At 66.0% G+C, this 20,489-nt stretch carries 19 protein-coding genes and 1 pseudogene; 11 read left to right on the top strand and 9 right to left on the bottom strand.

The genetic code is table 11. The features are described from left to right. Positions 1 to 45: 45 nt before the first annotated feature. The 6 genes from AC27GT_RS02540 to rnr all read left to right on the top strand — a co-directional run bounded on the left by AC27GT_RS02540 (position 46) and on the right by rnr (position 7,342). On the top strand, positions 46 to 1,659 hold the full coding sequence (locus AC27GT_RS02540; RefSeq protein ID WP_487223493.1) for an RCC1 domain-containing protein: 1,614 nt from the start codon (positions 46 to 48) through the stop codon (positions 1,657 to 1,659). Between the two features lie 180 nt (positions 1,660 to 1,839). Further along, positions 1,840 to 3,153 carry a phosphoglucosamine mutase gene (gene glmM / locus AC27GT_RS02535; protein ID WP_487223492.1) on the top strand — a complete coding sequence of 438 codons (1,314 nt, stop codon included), beginning with the start codon at positions 1,840 to 1,842 and terminating at the stop codon, positions 3,151 to 3,153. A 9-nt stretch (positions 3,154 to 3,162) separates the two neighbouring features. Next, a complete protein-coding gene (locus tag AC27GT_RS02530) occupies positions 3,163 to 3,450 on the top strand; it encodes a ribosome-binding factor A (RefSeq protein WP_460171252.1) in 288 nt (95 codons plus the stop codon). Beyond that, positions 3,429 to 3,827 carry an acyl-CoA thioesterase gene (locus AC27GT_RS02525; protein ID WP_487223491.1) on the top strand — a complete coding sequence of 133 codons (399 nt, stop codon included), beginning with the start codon at positions 3,429 to 3,431 and terminating at the stop codon, positions 3,825 to 3,827. Before AC27GT_RS02530 ends, AC27GT_RS02525 begins: the two co-directional genes overlap by 22 nt. Before the next feature lie 10 nt (positions 3,828 to 3,837). Further along, on the top strand, positions 3,838 to 5,082 hold the full coding sequence (locus tag AC27GT_RS02520) for an aspartate aminotransferase family protein (protein WP_487223490.1): 1,245 nt from the start codon (positions 3,838 to 3,840) through the stop codon (positions 5,080 to 5,082). A 1-nt stretch (position 5,083) separates the two neighbouring features. Continuing rightward, positions 5,084 to 7,342, top strand: a complete 2,259-nt coding sequence (gene rnr / locus AC27GT_RS02515) for a ribonuclease R (RefSeq protein WP_487223489.1) — start codon at positions 5,084 to 5,086, stop codon at positions 7,340 to 7,342. Between the two features lie 113 nt (positions 7,343 to 7,455). Here the strand turns inward: rnr and amrB are convergent, their stop codons facing one another. Further along, the gene (gene amrB, locus AC27GT_RS02510; RefSeq protein ID WP_487223488.1) at positions 7,456 to 8,586 is read right to left on the bottom strand and encodes an AmmeMemoRadiSam system protein B; all 1,131 of its coding nucleotides are present in this window, start codon (positions 8,584 to 8,586) and stop codon (positions 7,456 to 7,458) included. Beyond that, positions 8,564 to 9,859 (bottom strand): HD domain-containing protein, encoded by a 1,296-nt coding sequence (locus AC27GT_RS02505; protein ID WP_487223487.1) that lies wholly within the window; start codon positions 9,857 to 9,859, stop codon positions 8,564 to 8,566. Before AC27GT_RS02505 ends, amrB begins: the two co-directional genes overlap by 23 nt. Between AC27GT_RS02505 and coaE the strand changes: the two genes are divergently transcribed. From coaE to AC27GT_RS02485, 4 genes are read left to right on the top strand one after another with little or no spacing between them, the layout of a single operon-like run. Next, positions 9,839 to 10,444 carry a dephospho-CoA kinase gene (gene coaE, locus AC27GT_RS02500; protein ID WP_219758755.1) on the top strand — a complete coding sequence of 202 codons (606 nt, stop codon included), beginning with the start codon at positions 9,839 to 9,841 and terminating at the stop codon, positions 10,442 to 10,444. The two genes, AC27GT_RS02505 and coaE, sit on opposite strands and share 21 nt — an antisense overlap. Before the next feature lie 5 nt (positions 10,445 to 10,449). Then, complete coding sequence (locus AC27GT_RS02495) at positions 10,450 to 11,142, top strand: SDR family oxidoreductase (RefSeq protein ID WP_219758756.1); 693 nt, start codon at positions 10,450 to 10,452, stop codon at positions 11,140 to 11,142. Positions 11,143 to 11,151: 9 nt separating this feature from the next. Continuing rightward, positions 11,152 to 11,562, top strand: a complete 411-nt coding sequence (locus AC27GT_RS02490; RefSeq protein WP_038042730.1) for a SufE family protein — start codon at positions 11,152 to 11,154, stop codon at positions 11,560 to 11,562. A 3-nt stretch (positions 11,563 to 11,565) separates the two neighbouring features. Further along, positions 11,566 to 12,108, top strand: coding sequence for a glycerol-3-phosphate acyltransferase (locus AC27GT_RS02485; protein ID WP_487223486.1), 543 nt, complete (start codon positions 11,566 to 11,568; stop codon positions 12,106 to 12,108). Here the strand turns inward: AC27GT_RS02485 and AC27GT_RS02480 are convergent, their stop codons facing one another. From AC27GT_RS02480 to AC27GT_RS02450, 7 genes and pseudogenes are all read right to left on the bottom strand, one after another. After that, the gene (locus AC27GT_RS02480; RefSeq protein ID WP_487223485.1) at positions 12,109 to 13,176 is read right to left on the bottom strand and encodes a branched-chain amino acid ABC transporter permease; all 1,068 of its coding nucleotides are present in this window, start codon (positions 13,174 to 13,176) and stop codon (positions 12,109 to 12,111) included. A 1-nt stretch (position 13,177) separates the two neighbouring features. Next, a complete protein-coding gene (locus AC27GT_RS02475) occupies positions 13,178 to 15,031 on the bottom strand; it encodes an AMP-binding protein (RefSeq protein ID WP_487223484.1) in 1,854 nt (617 codons plus the stop codon). A gap of 6 nt (positions 15,032 to 15,037) precedes the next feature. Next, positions 15,038 to 15,265 (bottom strand): ABC transporter ATP-binding protein C-terminal domain-containing protein, encoded by a 228-nt coding sequence (locus AC27GT_RS02470; protein WP_416376376.1) that lies wholly within the window; start codon positions 15,263 to 15,265, stop codon positions 15,038 to 15,040. Between the two features lie 6 nt (positions 15,266 to 15,271). After that, positions 15,272 to 15,787, bottom strand: a pseudogene (locus AC27GT_RS02465) (ATP-binding cassette domain-containing protein); the annotation flags it as partial. Between the two features lie 130 nt (positions 15,788 to 15,917). After that, on the bottom strand, positions 15,918 to 16,697 hold the full coding sequence (locus AC27GT_RS02460) for an ABC transporter ATP-binding protein (RefSeq protein WP_487223483.1): 780 nt from the start codon (positions 16,695 to 16,697) through the stop codon (positions 15,918 to 15,920). A gap of 93 nt (positions 16,698 to 16,790) precedes the next feature. After that, positions 16,791 to 17,666: a branched-chain amino acid ABC transporter permease gene (locus tag AC27GT_RS02455; RefSeq protein WP_267260833.1), complete on the bottom strand. Its 876-nt coding sequence runs from the start codon at positions 17,664 to 17,666 to the stop codon at positions 16,791 to 16,793. Between the two features lie 45 nt (positions 17,667 to 17,711). Beyond that, entirely contained in the window at positions 17,712 to 18,896 is a 1,185-nt protein-coding gene (locus tag AC27GT_RS02450) for an ABC transporter substrate-binding protein (protein ID WP_487223482.1), read from the bottom strand. Positions 18,897 to 19,152: 256 nt separating this feature from the next. On the opposite strand from AC27GT_RS02450, the gene AC27GT_RS02445 reads away from it, so the two are divergent. Further along, on the top strand, positions 19,153 to 20,489 hold a 1,337-nt coding region (locus tag AC27GT_RS02445; RefSeq protein ID WP_487223481.1), incomplete at its 3' end, for a lyase family protein.

The following is a 20,489-nucleotide window of genomic DNA, read 5'->3' as shown; positions in this document are numbered from 1 at the left end:
TTTTCCCTCATCTTCGGTGCTTATCCTCCTTTCAAGGAGGGGCCTATGAAAAAACCTTTCTGGATTGGCCTCCTGGTCGGCGTTCTGGGCGTTTTGGCCCACGCCCAGGGCACCCTGCCCTCGGGAGCGGTGGTGGAGGTGGTGGCCCCGCAGATCAACGCCAAGGTGCGGGTGCCGGGGTGCGTGCGGGACACCCAGGGGCGGGTGGTCTGCGCCGTAGTCTTTGAGAGCCTGGCCCAGACCAACCAGACGGTGACCGTCCTGCAGAGCACGGTGCAGGCCCTGGCCCCGGACGGGGCCCTGTACCCGGGCCGCCTCACCGTAGAGGGGGGCACGGCGGACGAGACCAAGGTGACCTTCGGCTTCCCCACGGGGGCCCGGGTGAACGGCACCCTGGTCTTCAGCGGGGTGCCGCCCGAGGTGCGCCTCTTCCCCCTCCTCACCTTCGGGGGGCTCAGCTTCCGGGGGATCCCCATCACCGGGGAGGCGGCCGAGGCCGCCCCCGCCCCCAGGCCCGTTCCCACCCAGGACACCTGGGCGGATTGGGAGCGGCGGTTGAGCATTTCAGTCCACCACGTCCTCTACCTGGCCAAAGACGGCACCGTCTGGGCTTGGGGAAGGAACGACTACGGCCAGCTGGGCACCGGTAGGACCTCAGAGGCCGAGCTCAAGCCGGTGAAGGTCCAGGGGCTCACGGACGTGGTGGCGGTGGCCGCAGGCTGGTACCACTCCCTGGCCCTGAGACGGGACGGGACGGTCTGGGCCTGGGGCAGGAACGATAAGGGCCAGGTTGGGATCACCCCCAACCCCCTGGTGCCCTACCCCGTGCGGGGCCTCACGGACGTGGTGGAGATCCGGGCGGGCGCTGACACCAGCTACGCCCTGAGGCGGGACGGGACGGTCTGGGCCTGGGGCTGGGGACGCTTCGGGATCCTGGGGAACGGGGAGTTCCGGGACCAGCCCCTTCCCGTGCAGGTGCAGGGGCTTACGGGGGTCAGGGCCTTCCCCTCGGGGGTTTTTGGCGACGCGGTGGCCGGGGTCCTCAAGGAGGACGGCACCGTCTGGGTCTGGGGGAACAACACCCACGGCCTCTTGGGGGACGGGAAGGGCTGCCGCTACTGGACAGCGGGTTGGGACTACGGCGACGGCCAGCCCGTCCCCGTGCGCGTGGAGGGGCTGAAGGGGGTGGTCCAGCTAGCCGTGGGCGGGGGTTACTTCGTGGCCCTCCTGGACACCGGGGAGGTGGTGGCCTGGGGGATAAGCCGCCACGGCCAGGCCGGGGTCTTCAACGACTACTGCGCCCCCCTCACCAAGGTGGCGGGCCTCAAGGACGTGGCGCGGGTGCAGGCGGGGGGCATCAACAGCTCGGCCCTCACCCGGGACGGGACCCTCTGGGCCTGGGGCGCCCACACCAACTGGGACGGCAGCGCGAACTACGGCATGCTGGGCATCGGCCCCATGGGACGGAACTGGGACCGGCCCGTGCCTCCTATAGGCATGGACGGGGTGGTCTTCTGGAAACACTGGGACACCTTCATCGCCATCAAGCGGAACGGCACGGTGTGGGCCTGGGGCCGGAACGACTACGGCCAGGTGGGGGACGGCACCCGGGAGACCCGGCACGCCCCGGTGCAGATCAAGCTTCCTGACAGCCCTTAGCGCCCGCACCGCGGTTTTGCCACATTTGGGGCCCCCGCCGAGGCAAAAGCCTCGGCGGGGTACTCACGAAGGCCAGGAGGTGGGCCCGGAAGGGCCCACCAGCCTTTTGGGCAGGGCGTTTCCTCGGCAGGCTGAGGGCCTTTTCAGCGCCCTAGGGGGCTTTGGGGTATAGTCCTCCTCATGAGGCGCTACTTCGGCACCGACGGGGTGCGGGGGGAGGCAGGGAAGCCCCCTCTTACCCCGGAGTTTGTCCTAAAGCTCGGCCAGGCGGCGGGGGCCTACTTCCTTGCCCAGGAAAAAAGGCCCGTGGTCCTCCTCGCCAAGGACACCCGGGAGTCCTCGGACCTCCTGGAGGCCGCCCTGGCGGCGGGGCTCATGAGCCAGGGGGTGCGGGTGGAGCACCTCGGGGTCCTCCCCACCCCGGGGGTCGCCCACCTCACCAAGGCCCTCAAGGCCACGGCGGGGGCGGTGATCTCGGCGAGCCATAACCCCTACCAGGACAACGGCATCAAGTTCTTCGGGCCCGCGGGGGAAAAGCTCCCCGACGAGGCCGAGGAGGAGATAGAGCGCCTTCTCCTGGAGGACCACCCCACCCGGGGCATCGGCACCGTGGGGGACTTCCGGGAAGCGGAGAGGATGTACCTGGACTTCCTCCTCGCCCACGCCCCGGACCTCACGGGGCTCAAGGTGGGCCTGGACCTGGCCCACGGGGCCACCTACCGCCTCGGGCCCAAGCTCTTCCAGAAGGCGGGGGCCGAGGTCATGGCCTTCTTCAACACCCCGGACGGCAGGAACATCAACCGGGCCTGCGGCTCCACCCACCCCGAGGCCCTAGCCCGCTTCGTGGTGGAGCTTGGGCTGGACCTGGGAATCGCCTTTGATGGGGACGGGGACCGGGTGCAGCTCATAGACCGCAAGGGGCGCCTCTTCCACGGGGACCACGTCCTCTACCTCGCCGCCTTGGCCTTTGGGGAAAAGGGGGTGGTGGGGACGGTGATGAGCAACATGGGCCTGGAGGTGGCCCTGAAGGAGAAGGGCCTCGCCTTCCACCGGGCGGCGGTGGGGGACCGGTACGTCCTGGAGAAGCTTAAGGAGACGGGCCTTGCCCTGGGGGGGGAGCCCTCGGGGCACGTGATCTTCCTCCGCCACCACACCACGGGGGACGGCCTCCTCACCGCCCTCCTCACCCTGAGGGCCCTAAAGGCCCTGGGCGGGGACCTTTCCGACTGGTACGAGGCCCTGCCCATGTATCCCCAGGTCCTCCTGAACGTGCGGGTTTCCGACAAGGAAAAGGTGATGGCCCATCCCCGGCTCCGCGAGGCCCTGGCCGAGGCCGAGAGGCGGCTGGGAGGCCGGGGTCGGGTGAACGTCCGCCCTTCGGGGACCGAGCCCCTCGTCCGGGTGATGGTGGAGGCGGAGGAGGGGGCGGAGGAGGTGGCCCGGGGGCTTGCCGAGGTGGTGGCCTCCCTGGACCGGGGGCAGGGGCCGGGGTAGGATGGGGACGTGAGCTACGGGAGGGCCCACCTGGAGGAAAGGCTCCTTCGGGCCCTGGCCGAGGCCGTGGGAGAGCTTGAGGACCCGAGGCTCTTCCTCCTCACCGTGGAGGCGGTGCGCCTCTCCCCGGATGGCGGGGTGCTTTCCGTCTACGTGGAGGCCTTTGGGGAGGAGGAGAGGGCCTTGGCGGCCCTGCGCCATGCGCAAAGGAGGCTTCTTGCCGCCCTGGCCAAGAGGGTGCGCCTGCGCCGCCTGCCCAGGTTGGAGTTCTTGCCGTGGAGAGCGTCACCCGCATAAAGGTCCGCTACGCCGAGACCGACCAGATGGGGGTGGTCCACCACTCGGTCTACGCCGTCTACCTCGAGGCCGCCCGGGTGGACTTCCTGGAGCGGGCGGGCCTCCCCTACCACCGGGTGGAGGCGAGGGGGGTGTACTTCCCCGTGGTGGAACTGGGCCTGACCTTCCGTCCCCCGGCCCGCTTTGGGGAGGAGGTTCTGGTGCGAACCCGCCTGGCCCACCTTTCCCGGCGGGATCTTCTCTTTCGCTACCGGGTGGAGCGGGAGGGGACGCTCTTGGCGGAGGGCTTTACCCGGCATCTATGCCAGGTGGGGGAGAAGGCTGGCCGCATTCCGGAAGACATCTACCAAGCCTTGAGTGTGCTACACTTAGGGTAGCATTGTGGGCATGAGCCACGACCCCTTTACGCTTTTTGAGCGGCACATCAATCCCGGCTTGGCAGGGTTGCTTCGCTTCACCGGTCTGGACCGGATCGAGTCCCATGCCGAAGGCCCCTACGTCTGGGACACCACGGGCAAGCGCTACCTGGACTTTTTGGGCCTCTACGGCACCCTGAACCTGGGCCACCGCCACCCCAAGGTGGTGGAGGCCGTCAAGGCCCAGCTTGAGCGCATGCCCATGTCCGTGCGGGTCCTGGTTTCCGAGCCCACGGCGAGGCTTGCGGCCAAGCTGGCGGAGATAACGCCCGAAGGCCTGGAAATGGTCTTCTTCGGCAACTCCGGGGCGGAGGCGGTGGAGGCGGCCATCAAGCTGGCCCGGGCCTACACCGGGAAGCCGGGGATCATCACCACCCAGGGGGGGTTCCACGGGAAGACCATGGGGGCGCTTTCCCTCACCCCCAAGCCCGAGTACCAGGACCCCGCAAGACCCCTCCTCCCCGGGGTCAAGGTGGTGCCCTACGGGGACCTAGAGGCCCTGGAGGCCGCCATGGACGAGGCCACGGCCGCGGTCATCGTGGAGCCCATCCAGGGGGAAGGGGGCATCCGGGTGCCCCCCGAGGGGTACCTGAGGGGGGTGCGGGAGCTCACCAAGAGGCGGGGCGTCCTCATGATCGCCGACGAGGTGCAGACGGGCCTCGGCCGCACCGGGAAGCTTTTCGGGGTGGACTGGGAGGGGGTTTCCCCTGACCTCATGACCCTGGCCAAGGCCTTGGGGGGCGGGGTGATGCCCATCGGGGCCTGCGTGGGCCGGCGGGAGGTCTTTGAGGTCTTCAAGGAAAACCCCCTCTTCCACTCCTCCACCTTCGGGGGCAACCCCCTGGCGGCGGCGGCGGCCCTGGCGGCCATCCAGGTCACCCTGGAGGAGAACCTGCCGGAAAGGGCCCTGGAGCTCGGCGGCTACCTGATGGAGGGGCTGAAGGCCCTGAAGCAGGCCTTCCCCCACCTCATGGAGGACGTGCGGGGGCGGGGGCTTATGCTGGGCGTGGAGTTCGCCGATGCCGACATCGGCGCCCTGGTGGTGGCGGAGCTGGCGGAAAGGGGCGTCATCACCGCCTTCGGCCTGAACAACCCCAAGGTGGTGCGCCTCGAGCCTCCCCTCATCATTGGCAAGGAGCACGTGGACGAGGCCCTTTCGGCCTTCTCAGAAAGCCTTAAGGCTACGGAGAAGGCCCTGGAAGGCCTTTTGGGTTAGAATGCGGGAAACCTTATTGGAGTTTTTCAAAAAGACCGGCAGGCCCCACCGCTTGGAGGAGATTCTCAGGCGCTTTGGGCTGGAAAAGCGAGAGGCCAAGGCCTACCTTAAGGCCCTGGTGCGGGAAGGGTTGTTGGAGAAGAAGGGAAGCCAGTACTTCCTCCCCGCCCGGGTGCAGGGACCCATCAGCCTCCACAGGGATAGGTATGGCTTCGTGCGCCTTCCCGAAAAGGACCTCTTCATCCCGCCCGGCTACACCCAGGATGCCTGGCCCGAGGATCTGGTGGAGGCCCGCATCATGCCTCCTGGCCGGGACGGGAAGCCCTGGGGGGTGGTGGAGCGGATTCTCAAGCGGGCCCGGGAACGGGTGGTGGGTACTCTGGATTTCCGCAAGGGGTATGCGGTCCTCTTACCGGATGAGCCGGGTCTGCCCGAGCTCAGGCTTCTTCCCGAGGGGCTCCACGGCCTCAAGCGGGGAAGCCGGATCGTGGTGAAGGTGCACTACGACCGGCGTCCTTACGGGGAGTTTTTGGAATACCTGGGGGAGGGGGACGCCCCGGAGACGGAAACCGAGGCGGTGATCGCCAAGTACGGCCTGAGGGCCGAGTTTCCAGAGGAGGTGCTGAAGGAAGCGGAGGCCATTCCCCTGGAGATCCCCGAGGCGGAGCTGAAAGGGCGGCAAGACTTCCGGGACCTTCGGGTCTTCACCATCGACGGGGTGGACGCCAAGGACTTTGACGACGCCATCCACGTGGAGCGCCTTCCCAAAGGGTATCGCATCGGGGTGCACATCGCCGACGTTTCCCACTACGTCAAAGAGGGTAGCGCCCTGGACCAGGAGGCCTTCCTAAGGGGAACCAGCGTCTACCTGCCGGGGCGGGTTCTGCCCATGCTCCCCGAGAGGCTTTCCAACGGGGTGTGCTCCCTGAAGCCTCACGAGGACCGGCTGGTCCTCTCCGTCCTGGTGGAGCTGGATGAGGACCTCAAGGTGAAGCGGGTGCGCTTTGCCGAGGGAGTTATCCGGAGTGTGGCCCGGATGACCTACACGGAGGTGGAGGCCTTCGCCGAGGGCTTTGGCCTGCCCGAGGAGCACGCCTTTTTGGCCGAGGATCTGAACCTCCTCCTGGACCTTACCCAACGGCTCAGACAAAAGCGCCTCGAGGCGGGGTCCCTGGACTTTTCCTTCCCCGAGGTGAAGGTGGAGGTGGAAGACGGCACCCTCCACCTCATCCCCCAGGAGGAGCCCAGGGCGAGAAGCCTTATCGAGGAACTCATGCTCCTGGCCAACCGGGTGGTGGCCGAGCACCTGGTGAACAAAGGGCTTCCCGGGCTCTTTCGGGTACACGAGGAGCCCTTGGAGGAAGCCTACGGGAAGCTCCGCACGGCTTTGGCCCGGCTGGGGTATACCCTGCCGGAGAAGCTTTCCTCCAAGGCCCTGCAACGGGTTCTTCTCGAGGCCAAGGGCCGGCCGGAGGAGCCCGTGGTGGCCAACCTGGTCCTGCGCTCGTTGCGTTTGGCTCGGTACGCTGCGGAGAACCTCGGGCATTTCGGGCTGGCCATGGAGCACTACCTGCACTTCACGAGCCCCATCCGCCGCTATCCGGACCTGGTGGTGCACCGGGTGCTCAAGGCCATCCTTCGGCGGAGCCTTACCCCAGCCAAGAAGGTCCGCTGGCAGGAAACCTTTCCCGCCATCGCCGAGCACGCCTCCGAGATGGAAAGGAAGGCGGAGGCGGCGGAGCGGGAACTCACCAAGTACTACATGGCCAAGTGGGCGGAGCTTCACCTAGGGGAGCGGTTCGTGGGCAAGGTGACCGGGGTGGCCAGCTTTGGCGCCTTCGTCACCCTGAAAAACGGGGTGGAGGGCTTGGTGCGCCTCGAGGCCCTGGGCCCTTACACCTACAGCGAGGAGGCCCTGGCCCTTCTGGGTCCCAAGGGCAAGAGGATCCGCCTGGGGGACGAGATGGAGGTGGTGATCGCCGCCGCCAACCCGAGGCTCCGGCAGATCGACCTCCTGCCCTACCGGGAAGAGGAAAAGAAGGAAGCTTCCAGGGAAAAAACCCTGGTGAAGAAGGGAAAGGCAAAGGAGGAGGAGATGCGCAAGGTGGTAGGACCGCCTACGGATAAAAGCCGCGACAGCCGGCCCGAGCGGGCCACGGTGAACACCGTTTACTTCGGTGAGTGGGCTCCCAGGGAGGAAAAGGCCGGGATGCACCGCCCGGTGGACACCAGGGCCAAGAGGCGGCGTAGGCGCCGCTGATACCGCCCCACCCTGGCTTCGCCAGGGACCCGGCAAAGCCCTTCGGCCCTCGCCTTGGGTGGCCGTGGGGTACGATCCGGGGAGAAAGGGCATGAGGCTCCATCGCCTGGGGTTTAGCCGGGAAGGGTGGGGAAGACCAGGGTGCCGGCCCCCACGGCGGAGAGGGTGGGGGCCTCGAGGTCCAGGCGGTAGGCCAGGACCTGGCCCCTCCGGCCGGTGAGGAGGGGGCTCAGGCTTGCCACCACCTCCACGGCGTCCACGCGGGTGGGATTCCCTCCCAAAAAGGCCAGGGCGGCTTCCGGCTCTCCCTGGGAAAGCCTTTCCAGAAAGCCTAGGTCCCGCCTCCTGGCCTCCTCCGCCAGGGGGCGGGAGAAGGGCTTGTCGCCAAAGCGGGGCCCCACGTGGGAGAGGTCCACCGCTAGGACCACAAGGCCGGGGTGGTCCTTGAGGACCATCTTCAGGGCTTCCCCCAGCTCGGGGCTTCGCCGGGCGACCAGGAGGGGAAGGACCCTGGCCCGGGGGAAGGTTCCCTTGAGGAAGAAAAGGGGTAGCTCCAGGCTGTGCTCCTCCCGGAAGGCCAGGGGGGTGTTGAAAAGCTCGTAAGGCAGGAGGGCGTCCAGGGCCTGCAGGGCCGCAAGGTCGGGCTCCGCAGGGCCAAAGGGGGTCTGGAAGGGAACGGGAAGGGCGGCGGCCTTCTCCTTGAGGGGCCGGTGGGCCACCCCCACCAGGTAGATCCGCTGTGGCTCTGGGGTTCCTTCCAAGGCGGCCAGGGCGGCTCCGTAGGCCTCGGGCACCCGGCTCGGCTCCAGGTGGGGAAGCAGGAGGATGGAGGGGCTCCCTTGAGGCCTTGGCCCCGAGAAGCTGGCCCGGAAGGCCTCGAGGAAGGCACGGGCCTCCCTTTCCCCTTGGGGGTAGGAAAGCCCTGCCAGGCGCATGGGGCGCTCCTTTCTTAGGGTTTCCTCCTCCTCCCTTAGGCGCCTTTCCACCGTTTCCGTAAGCACAAGCCCCGCCTCCTCCAGGGCCTTGAGCAGGTCCTCCAGCTCCTGCCTGGGCACCAGGACCCCATGGGCCTTGAAGACCTCCTCCTGGACTTCTTCCAGGGTTTTTCCCTCCATCAGGGAGACGAGAAAAAGCCCCCCTTCCGTAAGGGCCACGGGCTTGGGGAAGACCCCGTAGGGGTCGCTGAGGAGAAAGCCCCCTTCCACCGGGGTGATCTGGGGTTCACGCAGGCGTATTCGTTCCATCGCCCTTCCAATATAGGAGAAAGGCCCTGGCCTCTTCCCGGGTACGCACCTTTCCCTCCGCCTGGGCCAGAAGGAGGGCCTCCAGGGCTCTTCCCACCTGGGGACCGGGCTTGAGGTTCAGAAGGGCCATCACCTCCTCCCCGGAGAGGAGGGGGCGTTCGGGGAGGGGCTCGGAGAGGGTTTCCCGGTAGGCCTCCAATACCTCCCAGGCTTCCTTCTCCACACCTTTCGTGCCCAGGCGGTCTGCTGCCATGAGGTAGGGAAGGGCGGGAAGGAGATCGTGGCGGCGGAAGTAGAAGCGGCGAAGGGCCGGTTTGCCCTCGGGAGGGCGGTCCATGTGCCGTCGCACCAGGGCTTTAGCCCTCTCCACCGTTTCCTTTGGGAACCGCAGCCATTCCAGGGAAGCCCCCGTCACCTCGGCCCCTACCTCCGCATGGCCGAGGAAGCGGAAGCGGCCCGCTTCCGGGTCAAAGCGACGGGTCAAGGGTTTTCCCACGTCATGGTAAAGGGCGGCCAGCCGGGCCTCCAAGGGGGCCTCGGGCCAAAGCCAGGCCAGGTGGAAAAGCACGGAGAGGGTGTGCTGCCAGCCATCCAGATGGTGGACGCCCCCCTGCTTAAGACCCACCAGGAGGCGGAGCTCAGGAAGGTAGACGTCCAAAAGGCCCGTGCGCTCCAGCAGGTGAAGGCCCCAGGCCGCCCTGGGGGAGAGGAGGAGCCGGCTCAGTTCCTCCTTCACCCGTTCCCGGGCGGGAAGGGCCTCGAGGTGGGCCTGGAGGAAGCGGGCATGGCGGGAAAGGGCGTCTCGGGTTTCCCCGGGCAGGCCAAGGCCCAGGCTGGCGGCCAGGCGCACTGCGCGGAGGCTTCGGAGATGGTCCTCGTAAAGATTGGCCTCCCGTACGGGAACCAGCACCCTCCTGTTCAGATCCTCGTCCGCCCCACGGATGCCGAGGATGCGGTTTTGCCTCCAGAAAAGAGCGTTAAGGCGGAAGTCCCGCTTGAGGAGGTCTTCCTCCAGGCTCCCCTCCAAGGGGGAGAAGTCCAGGACGAGGCCACCTGTGACCAGGCGGTACTGGTCCCGCTCCTCGTCCAAGGGGAACAGGGTGCCCCCCAGGTGGCTTTGGGCATCCTGTGCCGCCTTCCTTGGGTCCTCCGCCATGAAGTCCAGGTCCTGCGGCCTCCTCCCGAGAAGGAGGTCCCTTAGGGCACCCCCTACGGGGATGGCCCCCTTGGGGGTATAAAAGGGGAAGTCCCTATGGGCGATCGGGCGAAGCACCCCATCATTATCGGCATCACCGGGAACATCGGAAGCGGCAAGAGCACGGTGGCCGCTCTCCTAAGGTCCTGGGGCTACCCGGTCTTGGACCTGGATGAGCTGGCGGCACGGGCCAGGGAGAACAAGAAGGCGGAGCTTAAACGGCTTTTCCCGGAGGCCTTTGCGGGCGGGGAGCTGGACCGCAGGGCGCTGGCCCAGCTGGTCTTTTCCGACCCGGAAAGGCTTAAGGCCCTCGAGGACCTCCTCCACCCCGAGGTGCGGAGGCTTTTGGCCGAGGAGCTGGCCCGCATAAAAGCCCCCTTGATCTTCCTGGAAATCCCCCTGCTTTTCGAGAAGGGGTGGGAGGCCCTTCTGGATGGAACCCTTTTGGTGGCGGCTCCTGTGGAGGAGCGGGTGAGGCGGGTGGTGGCGCGCTCGGGGCTTTCGCCGGAGGAGGTCCTGGCCCGGGAAAGGGCCCAGATGCCTGAGGAGGAGAAGAGGAAGCGGGCCACCTGGGTTTTGGAGAACCGAGGAGGGCTTAAGGAGCTGGAGGAGGGGCTGAGGGAGATCCTGGCCCGGATCCAGGAGCGTTTTGGGCTAAGCTAAAGGGCATGCGGGTGGCCTTGGTATCGGGGGCGAGCCGGGGGATTGGGGAGGCCATCGCCCGGCTTCTCCACGCTAAAGGGTACAGGGTGGGGCTTTTTGCCCGGGATGGGAGAAGGCTCGAGGCCTTGGCCTCGGAGCTGGGGGAGGGGGCCGTGGCCTTGCCCGGGGACGTGCGCTCCTTTGCGGACTGGCAGAAGGCGGTGGCGGGCCTCTTGGAGGCTTACGGCCAGCTGGACCTCCTGGTCAACAACGCCGGGATTGGTGTGATGAAGCCCGTGGCCGAGCTCAGCGAGGAGGAGTTCCGCCAGGTTTTGGAGGTGAACCTGGTGGGGCCCTTTTTGGGCCTCAAGGCGGCTTTGCCAGCCCTCTTGGCCTCGAGGGGGGTGGTGGTGAACATCGCCAGCCTGGCGGGCAAGAATGCCTTCAAGGGCGGGGCTGCCTACAACGCCAGCAAGTTCGGGCTTTTGGGTCTCATGGGGGCGGCCATGCTGGAGCTCCGGGAGGCCGGCGTGCGGGTGGTGAATATCCTGCCAGGCTCGGTGGACACGGGCTTTGCCGGCAACACCCCGGGAGCCTCCTGGAAGCTTTCCCCTCTTGATGTCGCCCAGGCGGTGCTTTTCGCGGCGGAGATGCCGGAAAGGGCTATGGTGAGCGAGATAGAGCTCCGTCCCACCCATACCGCTCCCAGGGTGGGCTAAGCTAAGGCCATGGCCTTGCCCAAGAAGCTTCAGGAAGCCCTGGATCTGATTCGGGCCATGCCCAAGGAGCTCAAGGCCCAGGTGCTTCTGGAATACGCCAAAAAGGTGCCCACCCCGCCTCCTGGGGTGGAGCTGGAACGGGTTCATGAATGCCAGACCCCCTTCTTCCTGAGGGCGGAGGTGGAGGGGGGAAGGGTTAGGCTTTACTTCTTCGTCCCCGATGAAGCCCCCACGGTGAAGGCCTTTGCGGGCCTCCTGAAGGAGGGCCTCGAGGGGGAGCCCCCTGAGGCGGTGCTTTCCGTGCCCCCCACCTTCTACCAGGGAGCAGGGCTAGAGGAACTCCTCACCCCCTTACGGCTAAGGGGCCTCGAGGCGGCTCTCTTGCGGCTCCAAGGCCAGGTGCAAAGGGCTCTTTCCTAGTCCATGTTCGTAGCCCTTCTCCTTGGGTACTTCCTGGGAAGCTTGCCCATCGCCTACTGGTTTGGAGCCCTTCGGGGAAGGAACCTCCTTCAGGAGGGATCGGGCAACCTCGGGGCCTTGAACGCCTACCGGGTGCTGGGGCCGGTGCCGGGTTTCATGGTTCTCCTCCTGGACCTCTTCAAGGGAATCCTGGCGGTGGCCCTGGGGGAGGGAGTGGGGGGAAGCCCTCTGGGTGGCCTTGCCGGGGGCGTGGGGGCGGTGTGGGGGCATGCCTTTTCCCCCTGGCTCCTCTTCAAGGGGGGAAAGGGCTTGGCCGCGGGGGCCGGGGTGCTCTTTGCCGTGGATCCCCGGCTTCTCTTCCTTTCCCTCCTGCTTTTCGCTACCCTTTTCGCCCTTTTCCGAAGGCCCTACCGCGTGGCCCTGGCCGTGGCCTTGGCCCAGCCCTTCTTGGCCAGCTTGCTGCACCCGGCTTCGGCTTACCTCCTTTTCGGGTTGGGGCTTGGCCTTCCTGTGGCCTTACGCCACCTCAAGGACTGGCACCGCTAGTCAGTAGGGAAGGGGCCAGGTGCGGAAGTAGTTGCGGATCCTTCCCCAAAGACCCACCAATCCCAGGGGTTCCAGGATCAGAAAGGCCAGGATGAGGAGGCCGAAGACCACGTTGCGCCAGGCGGCCAGGGTGGCGGCGTACTGGGGGCCAAGGGATCCCACCATGCTGTTTAAGACCTCGGGGATGAGGAGGACGAAGAAGGCTCCCAAAACCGCCCCGAGCACCGTGCCCGCCCCGCCCACGATGACCATGGCCAGGTACTGGATGCTCACCGTGAGGGGGAAGTACTCGGGGGTTACCGCCTTGTAGAGCTGGGCCAGAAGCCCCCCGGCCACCCCGGCGTAGAAGGCGGAGAGGGCGAAGGCCAAGAGCTTTACCCGTACCAGGTCTACCCCCGCCACCCGGGCGGAGAGGTCGTTATCCCGCACGGCCATGAAGGCGCGGCCCGCCCGGGTCATGAGGAGGCGCTTGCCGTAGAAGAACAGGGGTAGGGCGAACACGAGCACCAGGTACCAGAGCCTCCCAGGGGTGTCCAGGACGAAGCCGAATAGCTCGGCAGGGGGCAAGGTACGCCCCCGTATGCCCCCCGTGACCGCTTCCCAGTTTTTGAAGACGTAATCCGCCAGGAACTGGAAGGCCAGGGTGGCGATGGCCAGATACACCCCCTTGATACGCAAGGAGGGAAGGCCCAGCACGAGACCCAAAAGGGCGGCAATGCCTCCTCCGAGGAGGATGCCCACAGGAGCCAAGGGGCCATAAAGGTGGCTTGCAGCGTAGGCTCCCACTCCCATGAAGGCGGCGTGGCCCAAGGAGATCTGCCCCGCACCCCCCACCAGGAGGTGGAGCCCCAAGGCGCTTAAGGCCCCGATAGCCACCAGGGTGGTCACGTACATGGGATAGGGGGGAAGGAGGAGGGGAAGAAGAAGGAGGAGAACCAGGAAAACCCCCAGGGCCAAACGCCCCAGGGGTGTGCTAGCATAGGCTTCATCCTGCCGGTAGGTTTCCCGCACCGAACGGGCAAAGCGGCGGCTAAAGGCGTCGGTAAGCTGTTTGGCAAGGCGGTACATCCTAGACCTCCTGCACTTCCAAGGTGGCCTCGAGCCTCCCTTCCCCCTCGAGGTAGCGGATGGGGAGCACCACCTCCACCCGTCCCCCCTCCCCGTAGAGGGCCTGGATCACCGGGCCATAGCGGGCCTCCACCACCTGGCGCCGCACCTTGCGGGTGCGGGTGATCTCCTCGTCGTCGGGGTGGAGTTCCTTGGGGAGGATGGCGAAGCGCTGGATCTTCAGCTTGTCGGGGAGGGTTTTGTTCACCATGCGGATTTCCTCGGCAATCAAGGCCTTGACCTCGGGCCTTTCCGTGAGGGACAGATAAGTGGTAAACGGGATGCCCCGTTTCCTGGCCCAGTTCTGCACGTTTTCCGGATCCAGCTCGATGAGGGCGGTGACAAAGGGTCTTCCGTGTCCAAGCACCACAGCCTCGCGGATATAGGGGGAGTATTTCAGGCGGTTTTCCAGAAACTGTGGGGCAAAGCGGGTCCCGTCCGCAAGGGCACCCACCTCCTTCACCCGGCCCAGGATCACCAGATGCCCCCGCTCGTCAAAGAAGCCCGCATCCCCGGTGCGGAAGAAGCCATCCTCGGTGAAGGTCTCCGCGGTGGCCTTTTCCTGGCGGAAATAACCCTGGAAGACCTGGGGCCCTTTCACCAGGATCTCTCCTTCCTCGCTGATGCGCACCTCCGTACGGGGGAGAGGGGGGCCCACGGTTTCCGGAGGGGCATCCCCGGTGGCGTGGGCGGTGGTGGCGGCGGCGGTTTCCGACTGGCCGTAGACCTGGCGGATGTCCAGGCCTAAGGCGCGGAAGAAGGTGAACACCTCTGGGCCCAAGGGGGCTCCTCCGGTGACGGCGATGCGGCAGGCGGCAAGGCCCAGCCTGGCCCTGAGGGGCCTGGCGATCAGGGGATAGAAGAGGGCCCGCTTAAAGTTGAGCCAAAGGCCCACCCTCTCCCCCCGGAACTCCCGCCTCGCCCCCTCCAGGAGAGCTCCCATCCCCACCCGGTAAAAGAAAGCCTTTAGGAGGTCGGCGTCCGCCATGCGGCTTTGGATGAGGCTGGCCATATCCTCCCAAAGCCTGGGCGGGGCCAAGAAGAAGTCGGGCTGGACCTCCTTAAGGTCCTCCCGGAGGGTGGTGGGGTCCTCGGGAAAGTGTACGGTGGAGCCCTCCACCAGGCCCTGCACCACGGTGAGCATCTGCTCCCCGATCCAGGGAAGGGGTAGATAGCTGAAGACCCAGGCTCCCTTCTGGAACCCCAGGGCTTGGCCCACGGCAAAGTGGCCGGCGAGAAGGTTTTGGTGAGAAAGCATGGCCAGCTTACTCCTTCCCGTGGTGCCGGAGGTGGGAGCGAGGAGGGCGGTTTCCTCGGGGCGGCGCTTTTTGAGAGCCTCTTCCCCCACCTTGGGATCTCCGAAGGCCTGGCTAAACCGGAGCACCTTGCCCTGGAAGTGGCGGGACATTCCCGCTTCCTCCCAGACCAGGACGAAGTCCACCAGGTGCAGGTGGGGGTAGACCTTGTCCAGTTGCTCCTCGTCGGAAACCACGATGCCCTTGGCCCCGGTGAACTCCAGGAAGTAGCCCACCTCCTCGGGCATGGCATCCGCGTAGATGCCCATGGGAAGAGCTCCTAAGGTCTGGGCGGCCAGCTCGGCCTCCACCCACTCAGGAGCGTTATGCCCCAGGATGGCCAGGACCTCCCCTTCCCGAAGGCCCAAGGCCCAAAGCCCCCCTGCGAGGCTAAGGGTACGCTCCAAAAGCTCCTTCCAGGAGGTTTTCTGCCAGACCCCAAGCCGCTTCACCCGTAAAGCGGGGGCATGGGGCCTTTCCTTGGTGTGGTGGTACAGGTAAGCAAGAAGCGTTCCTTCCATAGTGCCTCAAACCTGCCCCAGGTAGGCTTCCGCCACCTTGGGATCCTGGCGCACCCCTTGCGGGGGGCCATGGTAGAGAACCTCCCCGTAGGAGAGGACCAGGACCCTGTCGGAAAGTTCCAAGACCGCCCTTAGGTCGTGCTCCACCCAGAGGAGGGTTACCCCCCATTCCTCCCGGGCGTCCAGGAGGAAGCGGGCGAGGTCTTGCTTTTCCTCCAGGGAAAGCCCGGCCATAGGCTCATCCAAGAGGAGGAGCTTGGGCCTGCTGGCCAGGGCCCGGGCCACCTCCACCCGCTTCTGCAGGCCGTAGGGAAGCATCCCGGCGGGGGCGTGGCGGAAGGGGGAGAGGTGGAGGTAGTCCAGGACCTCCTCGGCCCAGTCCCTGAGCCGCCATTCCCGTTCGGCCCGGGGTAGGGCGAGAGGATAGGAGGGAAGGGCCAGCTCGGCTCCCAGCTTCACGTTGTCCAAAACGCTCATGCCCCGGAAGATCTCCAATCCCTGGAAGGTGCGTCCGAGGCCCATGCGGGCCCTTTCCTGGGGGCTTTTCCCCCTGAGGCTTTGGCCCAGGAAGATCACCTCGCCCTTATCGGGTTCGTACACCCCGGAAAGCACGTTCAAGAGGGTGGTTTTTCCGGCGCCGTTGGGTCCAATGACCGCGAAGAACTCGCCCTCAGCCACGCTGAACTCCACCCCCACTAAGGCCTTTACCCCTTTGAAGGAGAGGTGGAGGTTCTTAGCTTCTAGGATGAGGCCCATTGCCGCCTCCTAAAGATGGCGTGTTGTGCGCCCCCGCTTCTTCCCTCTGTCTTTGGAGCGGGAAGGGGGCTTGGCCTTGGGTCGCACTTGCCACCTGCAAGGTGGTCCAGCGCTTGGGGTATCACCGGGATCACACCCACCGCTTCCTCCTTCGGTAGCGCTTGGCCTGGCGGAAGCCAACCTCCTCCTTGCCCAGGTAGAACTCCATCACGTCCTGGTCCTCCTGGGCGGTTTTGGCATCGCCTTCAAACACCACCCGGCCCCGCTCCATGACGTAAACCCGATCCACGATGGCCAAGGCTGCCCGGGCGTTCTGCTCCACCAAAAGAAGGCTCAGGTTTTTCTCCCGCCTTAAGGCCTCCAGGGTGCCCATCACTTCCTCCACCAGCTTGGGGGCTAGGCCAAGAGAAGGCTCGTCCACCACCAGCACCTTGGGCCGGGTGAGGAGGGCCATGCCCAAGAGGAGCATCTGCTGTTCGCCTCCGGAAAGATAGCCAGCCTGCTCGTGGCGCCTTTCGTAGAGCCGAGGAAAACGGGCGAAGACCTCCTCCATGCCTTCCTTAAGCTCTCGGAGAGGGAGGCGGTGGCCGGCGGCCACCAGGTTCTCCACGGGGGTCAGGTAGCGGAAGAGGGGACGCCCCTCGAGGACCGCCGTAAGCCCCAGACCCGTGATGCGCACGGGATCCAGATGGGTGGCCTCCTGGCCGAACAGGCGCACGTGCCCGTCCAGCACCCTTCCCTCAAACTTGGGAAGGAGGCCGGCCACCGCCCGCACCAAGGAGCTCTTGCCGGCTCCGTTGGGTCCGAGGAGGGCCACCGCCTCCCCCTCACTAACCTCCAGGGACACCCCGTCCAGGGCCAGGATCACCCCCCGGTAGACCACCTTGAGGTTTTCTACGGATAGGACCATGCCATTTCCCTCTATATCTTTTCGCTCGGCCATAAGGCTTGGAGGAGGTCTCTATCGGGGCCTCCTTCCGGGCAAAGCCAGGGTAACGGGGTATCACACCCGCTCAATCTGCCGCTCACCCAGTAGGCCATAGGGGCGCACCAGAAGCACCAGGAGTACCACCACGAAGGGCAAGGCCTCGGTGAAGCCGGGGAGGATGGGTTCCAGGTAGCGTTGGGAAAGGGCCTCGAGGATCCCCAAGATAAAGCCTGCCAAAAGGGCCCCACCCACCGAGTCCAACCCGCCCAGGATGGCCACGGGGAAGACCTTGAGGCCTAGGAAGACAAGGTTAGGGCCTACCCCGCTGGCTACCGCCAGAAGAGCCCCTGCCAGGGTGGCCAGGAGGGCCGAGACTCCCCAGACTCCGGCCAGGATCCGGGCCGTGGGGATCCCCAAGGCCAAGGCGGCCACCTCCCTTTCGGAAATGGCCCGTACCAGGATCCCGTACCGGCTCCTCCTAAGGAGCCAGAGGAGGAAGAGGCCCAGAGGCAAGGCCAGGAGTAGGTTCCATAGGGCCCTGGAGGGTACGAACACCTCCCCCAACTGGAAGCCGAGCTGGGGGAGTTCCCCGCTTAGGTACTTGAGATCCGGCCCCCAGACCAGCTGGACCCCGCCGTCTAGGGCTGCGGCCAACCCGATGGTGGCCATGATCACCGCCACCACGTTCCGCCCCAAAAGGGGCCGCACGAAACCCCGCTCCACCAGGAGGCCGAAGAGAAAGGCCACGGGTAGGGCGGCCAGCATGGCCAGGGGAAGGGGCAGGAAAAGGGCGAAGGTGTAGGTGAGGTAAGCCCCCACCAGCAGGAACTCGCCGATGGCGAAGTTTACTACGCTGGTGGCCCGGTAGACCAGGACGAAGCCCAGGGCAAGAAGGCCGTAGAGGGCTCCGTTGCCTAGGCCGCCAATCAGATAGGGTAGAAGGTCAGACATGGGCGTGTTGGAAAGCCCCCGGGATCATGGGTGGCTGGGTTAGGGCTAAGCCAGCTTGATCCAGTCGGTGATGGCGTTGAAACGACCGTCCTTCACGCTAGCCCGATAGAGCTTGGTGTAGGGAAGGCGGTGGTTCACAAACTGGTAGCTCCGCTGCAGACCCAGGCCGTTATAGTCCCCTAGCTTTTCCAGGTACTCCACCAGCCCGGCCCGAGTGAGCTTGCCTGCTCCCGCTGCTCGGCGCATGGCCTCAGCCACGGCCAGGACCACTCCCAGGCTACCCATGTAATAGGTGGGGCGGTAGGAGGTATCCCGGCCCTTCTTCTGGCGGAACTTCCGCATCTCGTCCACCGCAGGCACCAGGGTGTCGTACCAGTAAGCGTTGTGGTAGGTGACGGTGAAGCCTTCGGCAGCAGGGCCTGCCCGCTGGATGAGGGCCAGCTCCGCCGAGTAATAGGTGCCCATGAACTGGGCCCTTAGGCCCTGCTCCCGGGCGGTGCGGAGGATCAGGGGTTCGGCGGAAAGGGCATAGCCCTGAAGGATCACGAAGTCGGGGTTGGCTCGGCGGAGGTTCAGGACCACAGGGGTGGCGTCGGTAAAAGCCGGGGGCGTCACCTCCTCGTGGACCACCTCCATGCCGAGGGCCTTGGCCCTTTCCTTGGCGTAGGGGATGGGGTCGCGCCCGAACTCGGTGTTGGAGTAGACCAAGGCGATCTTAGCCCGGCCCTTTTGCAGGCGGATTTGCCTGAGAAGGGCCTCCATCATGTCGCTGTAAGTGGGGCCGAAGACGAAGATGGTGGGGTAGGTCTTGGGGTCGGCCAGTTCGCTGGAGAAGCTGGTGGCGGAGTAGGGAAGGCCCATGCGGGCGACTTCCGGCGCCAGGGCCTTGGAAAGTCCGGTGGAGTCCCCGTACACAAAGAGGAGCTCGTCAGGACGCTCCCGGGATACCACCCGGTTGAAGGCGGCGGTCCCCTTGGCCACGTCGTACCCCGTGTCCTCTATGATGAGCTCCAGTTTGCGGCCCCCAATACCTCCTTGGACCTCGTTGACGTAGTCCACCCCGTCCACGAACCCCTCCCGACCCGCATTGCCGGCAAAGGCGAAGGGCCCCGTCAAGGGCAGAAGGGCGGCCAGCTTCACCGGCTTGGCCTGGGCCATGGCGATGTAGGGCATGCCTAGGGCCGCCAACGTACCCACACCCAGCTTCCTTAAAAACTCCCTGCGCTTCATGTTGCGCCTCCTTTCCGGTTGTGCTCGGTGCAAAGATACCACGACCACCTTCCTTCGGCAAGTCCCGGAACCTTGCCCATAGCTAAGCAGCTGGAAAAGCAGCTTGCTCCACCTGAGGGATGCCGGTGCCGTTCCCTGCCAACCGGTCGGTTAGTAGCATTTTACAGCCCTGAGGCTTCCCGTCAAGGTGGGGGTGCCTTAAGGGGGCGGTGGCCTCCTGAGGGGGTGAGAGGCCTCGAGGGCCTAGGATGGGATCATGCGCTGGCATGCTGTTTACCGCCGCTTTGTCTTGGGCCGCCACTACCGGTTTGCCCGCGAGGCCCTGGTGCCCCATTTCTTTGATGCCCTCACCGCCTATGCCATGGAGCTTGCCCGCCTGGGCCTTCCTCGAGCCGATACGGCGGTGACGGCTTTGCAGGAACTCCGTACCCTTCCCTTGCCCAGCTTTACGGGGGAGGTGGAGGATGTCTTCTTCTCCATCTACTCCCAGCTTGCCGAGCACTGGGGGGAAGAGGTGGCGGGGGCCATACGCCGGGGGCTATCCCGGAACGACCTGGACCTCACGGCCTTTCGCGCTTACCTGAGGGACCGGGTGTTGGCCTTGCTGGGGGATTTTCTTCGCCTACGGGGGGCGGTACTCCGGGTTGCCGGGGCCCACGCCGGGGTACCCCTGGTCCTTCGCACCCACCACCGGCCCGCCCAGCCCTCCACCTTGGACCATTACCTACTCGGGGTGGAGGCCCTTTTGGAGAGGGACTTCCGCCGTTTGCAACAGGCTTTGGATACCCTGGATCGCTGCCCTTTGGGGGCCAGTGCCCTGGCGGGGAACCCCTATCCTGTGGACCGGCGGCGGCTCGCCGCCCTTTTGGGTTTTGCCGGACCGGTGGAGAACACCTTGGATGCCGTGGCCTCTGGGGATTATGCCCTGGAGCTGGCCTCGGCCCTGGCGGGACTGGGTACCAGCCTCTCCCGTTTCCTCACCGACCTTCTGGCCCTGGCGGAGCGGGGGGCCTTCGTGGTAGGGGAGGGGTTGGCCCAGGGTTCCAGCTTCATGCCGCAGAAGCGAAATCCCGTGGTGCTGGAGCACGCCCGCATCTATGCGGGCCAGCTGGTGGGCGGAATGGGTACGCTGGCTTCCTTGAACCACAATACCCCCTTCACCGACTTGAACGACCACTCCACGGGGGTACTGGAGCCTTTGACGGCCCTTTTGGGAAGCGCCGAGGCGGCGTTGGAGCTTACCCGGGTGGCCCTCGAGGAAAGCCAGTTTGAGCCAGCCCTCCTCCTGGAGGAGCTCTCCCCAGAGGTCCTGGCCTCGGAGGCGGTGGACCTTTTGGTGCGCAAGGGGGTGCCCCTTGCCGAGGCGTACCGGCGGGTACAGGGGGCTTTGCCGGGGGTTCGGCCCGAGCTCTTGGGGGTGGAACGGGAGGAACTCATCGCCTGGATGAGCCTCGAGGGCTTTTTCGCCCGCCGGGAGGTCCTGGGGGGTGTGGGGCCCAAGGCCCGGGCAGAGGCGATGGCCCGGGCCAGGAAGCGGCTTAAGGAAGACCGGAAGGCCTTAGTGGCCCTGAGGGCTCGGGTGCGCCTGGCCAG

This window comes from Thermus sp. KWY1 (assembly GCF_057547025.1).
Note: the sequence above shows the minus strand (reverse complement) of the source record. Positions and strands in the feature narration are given on the sequence as shown.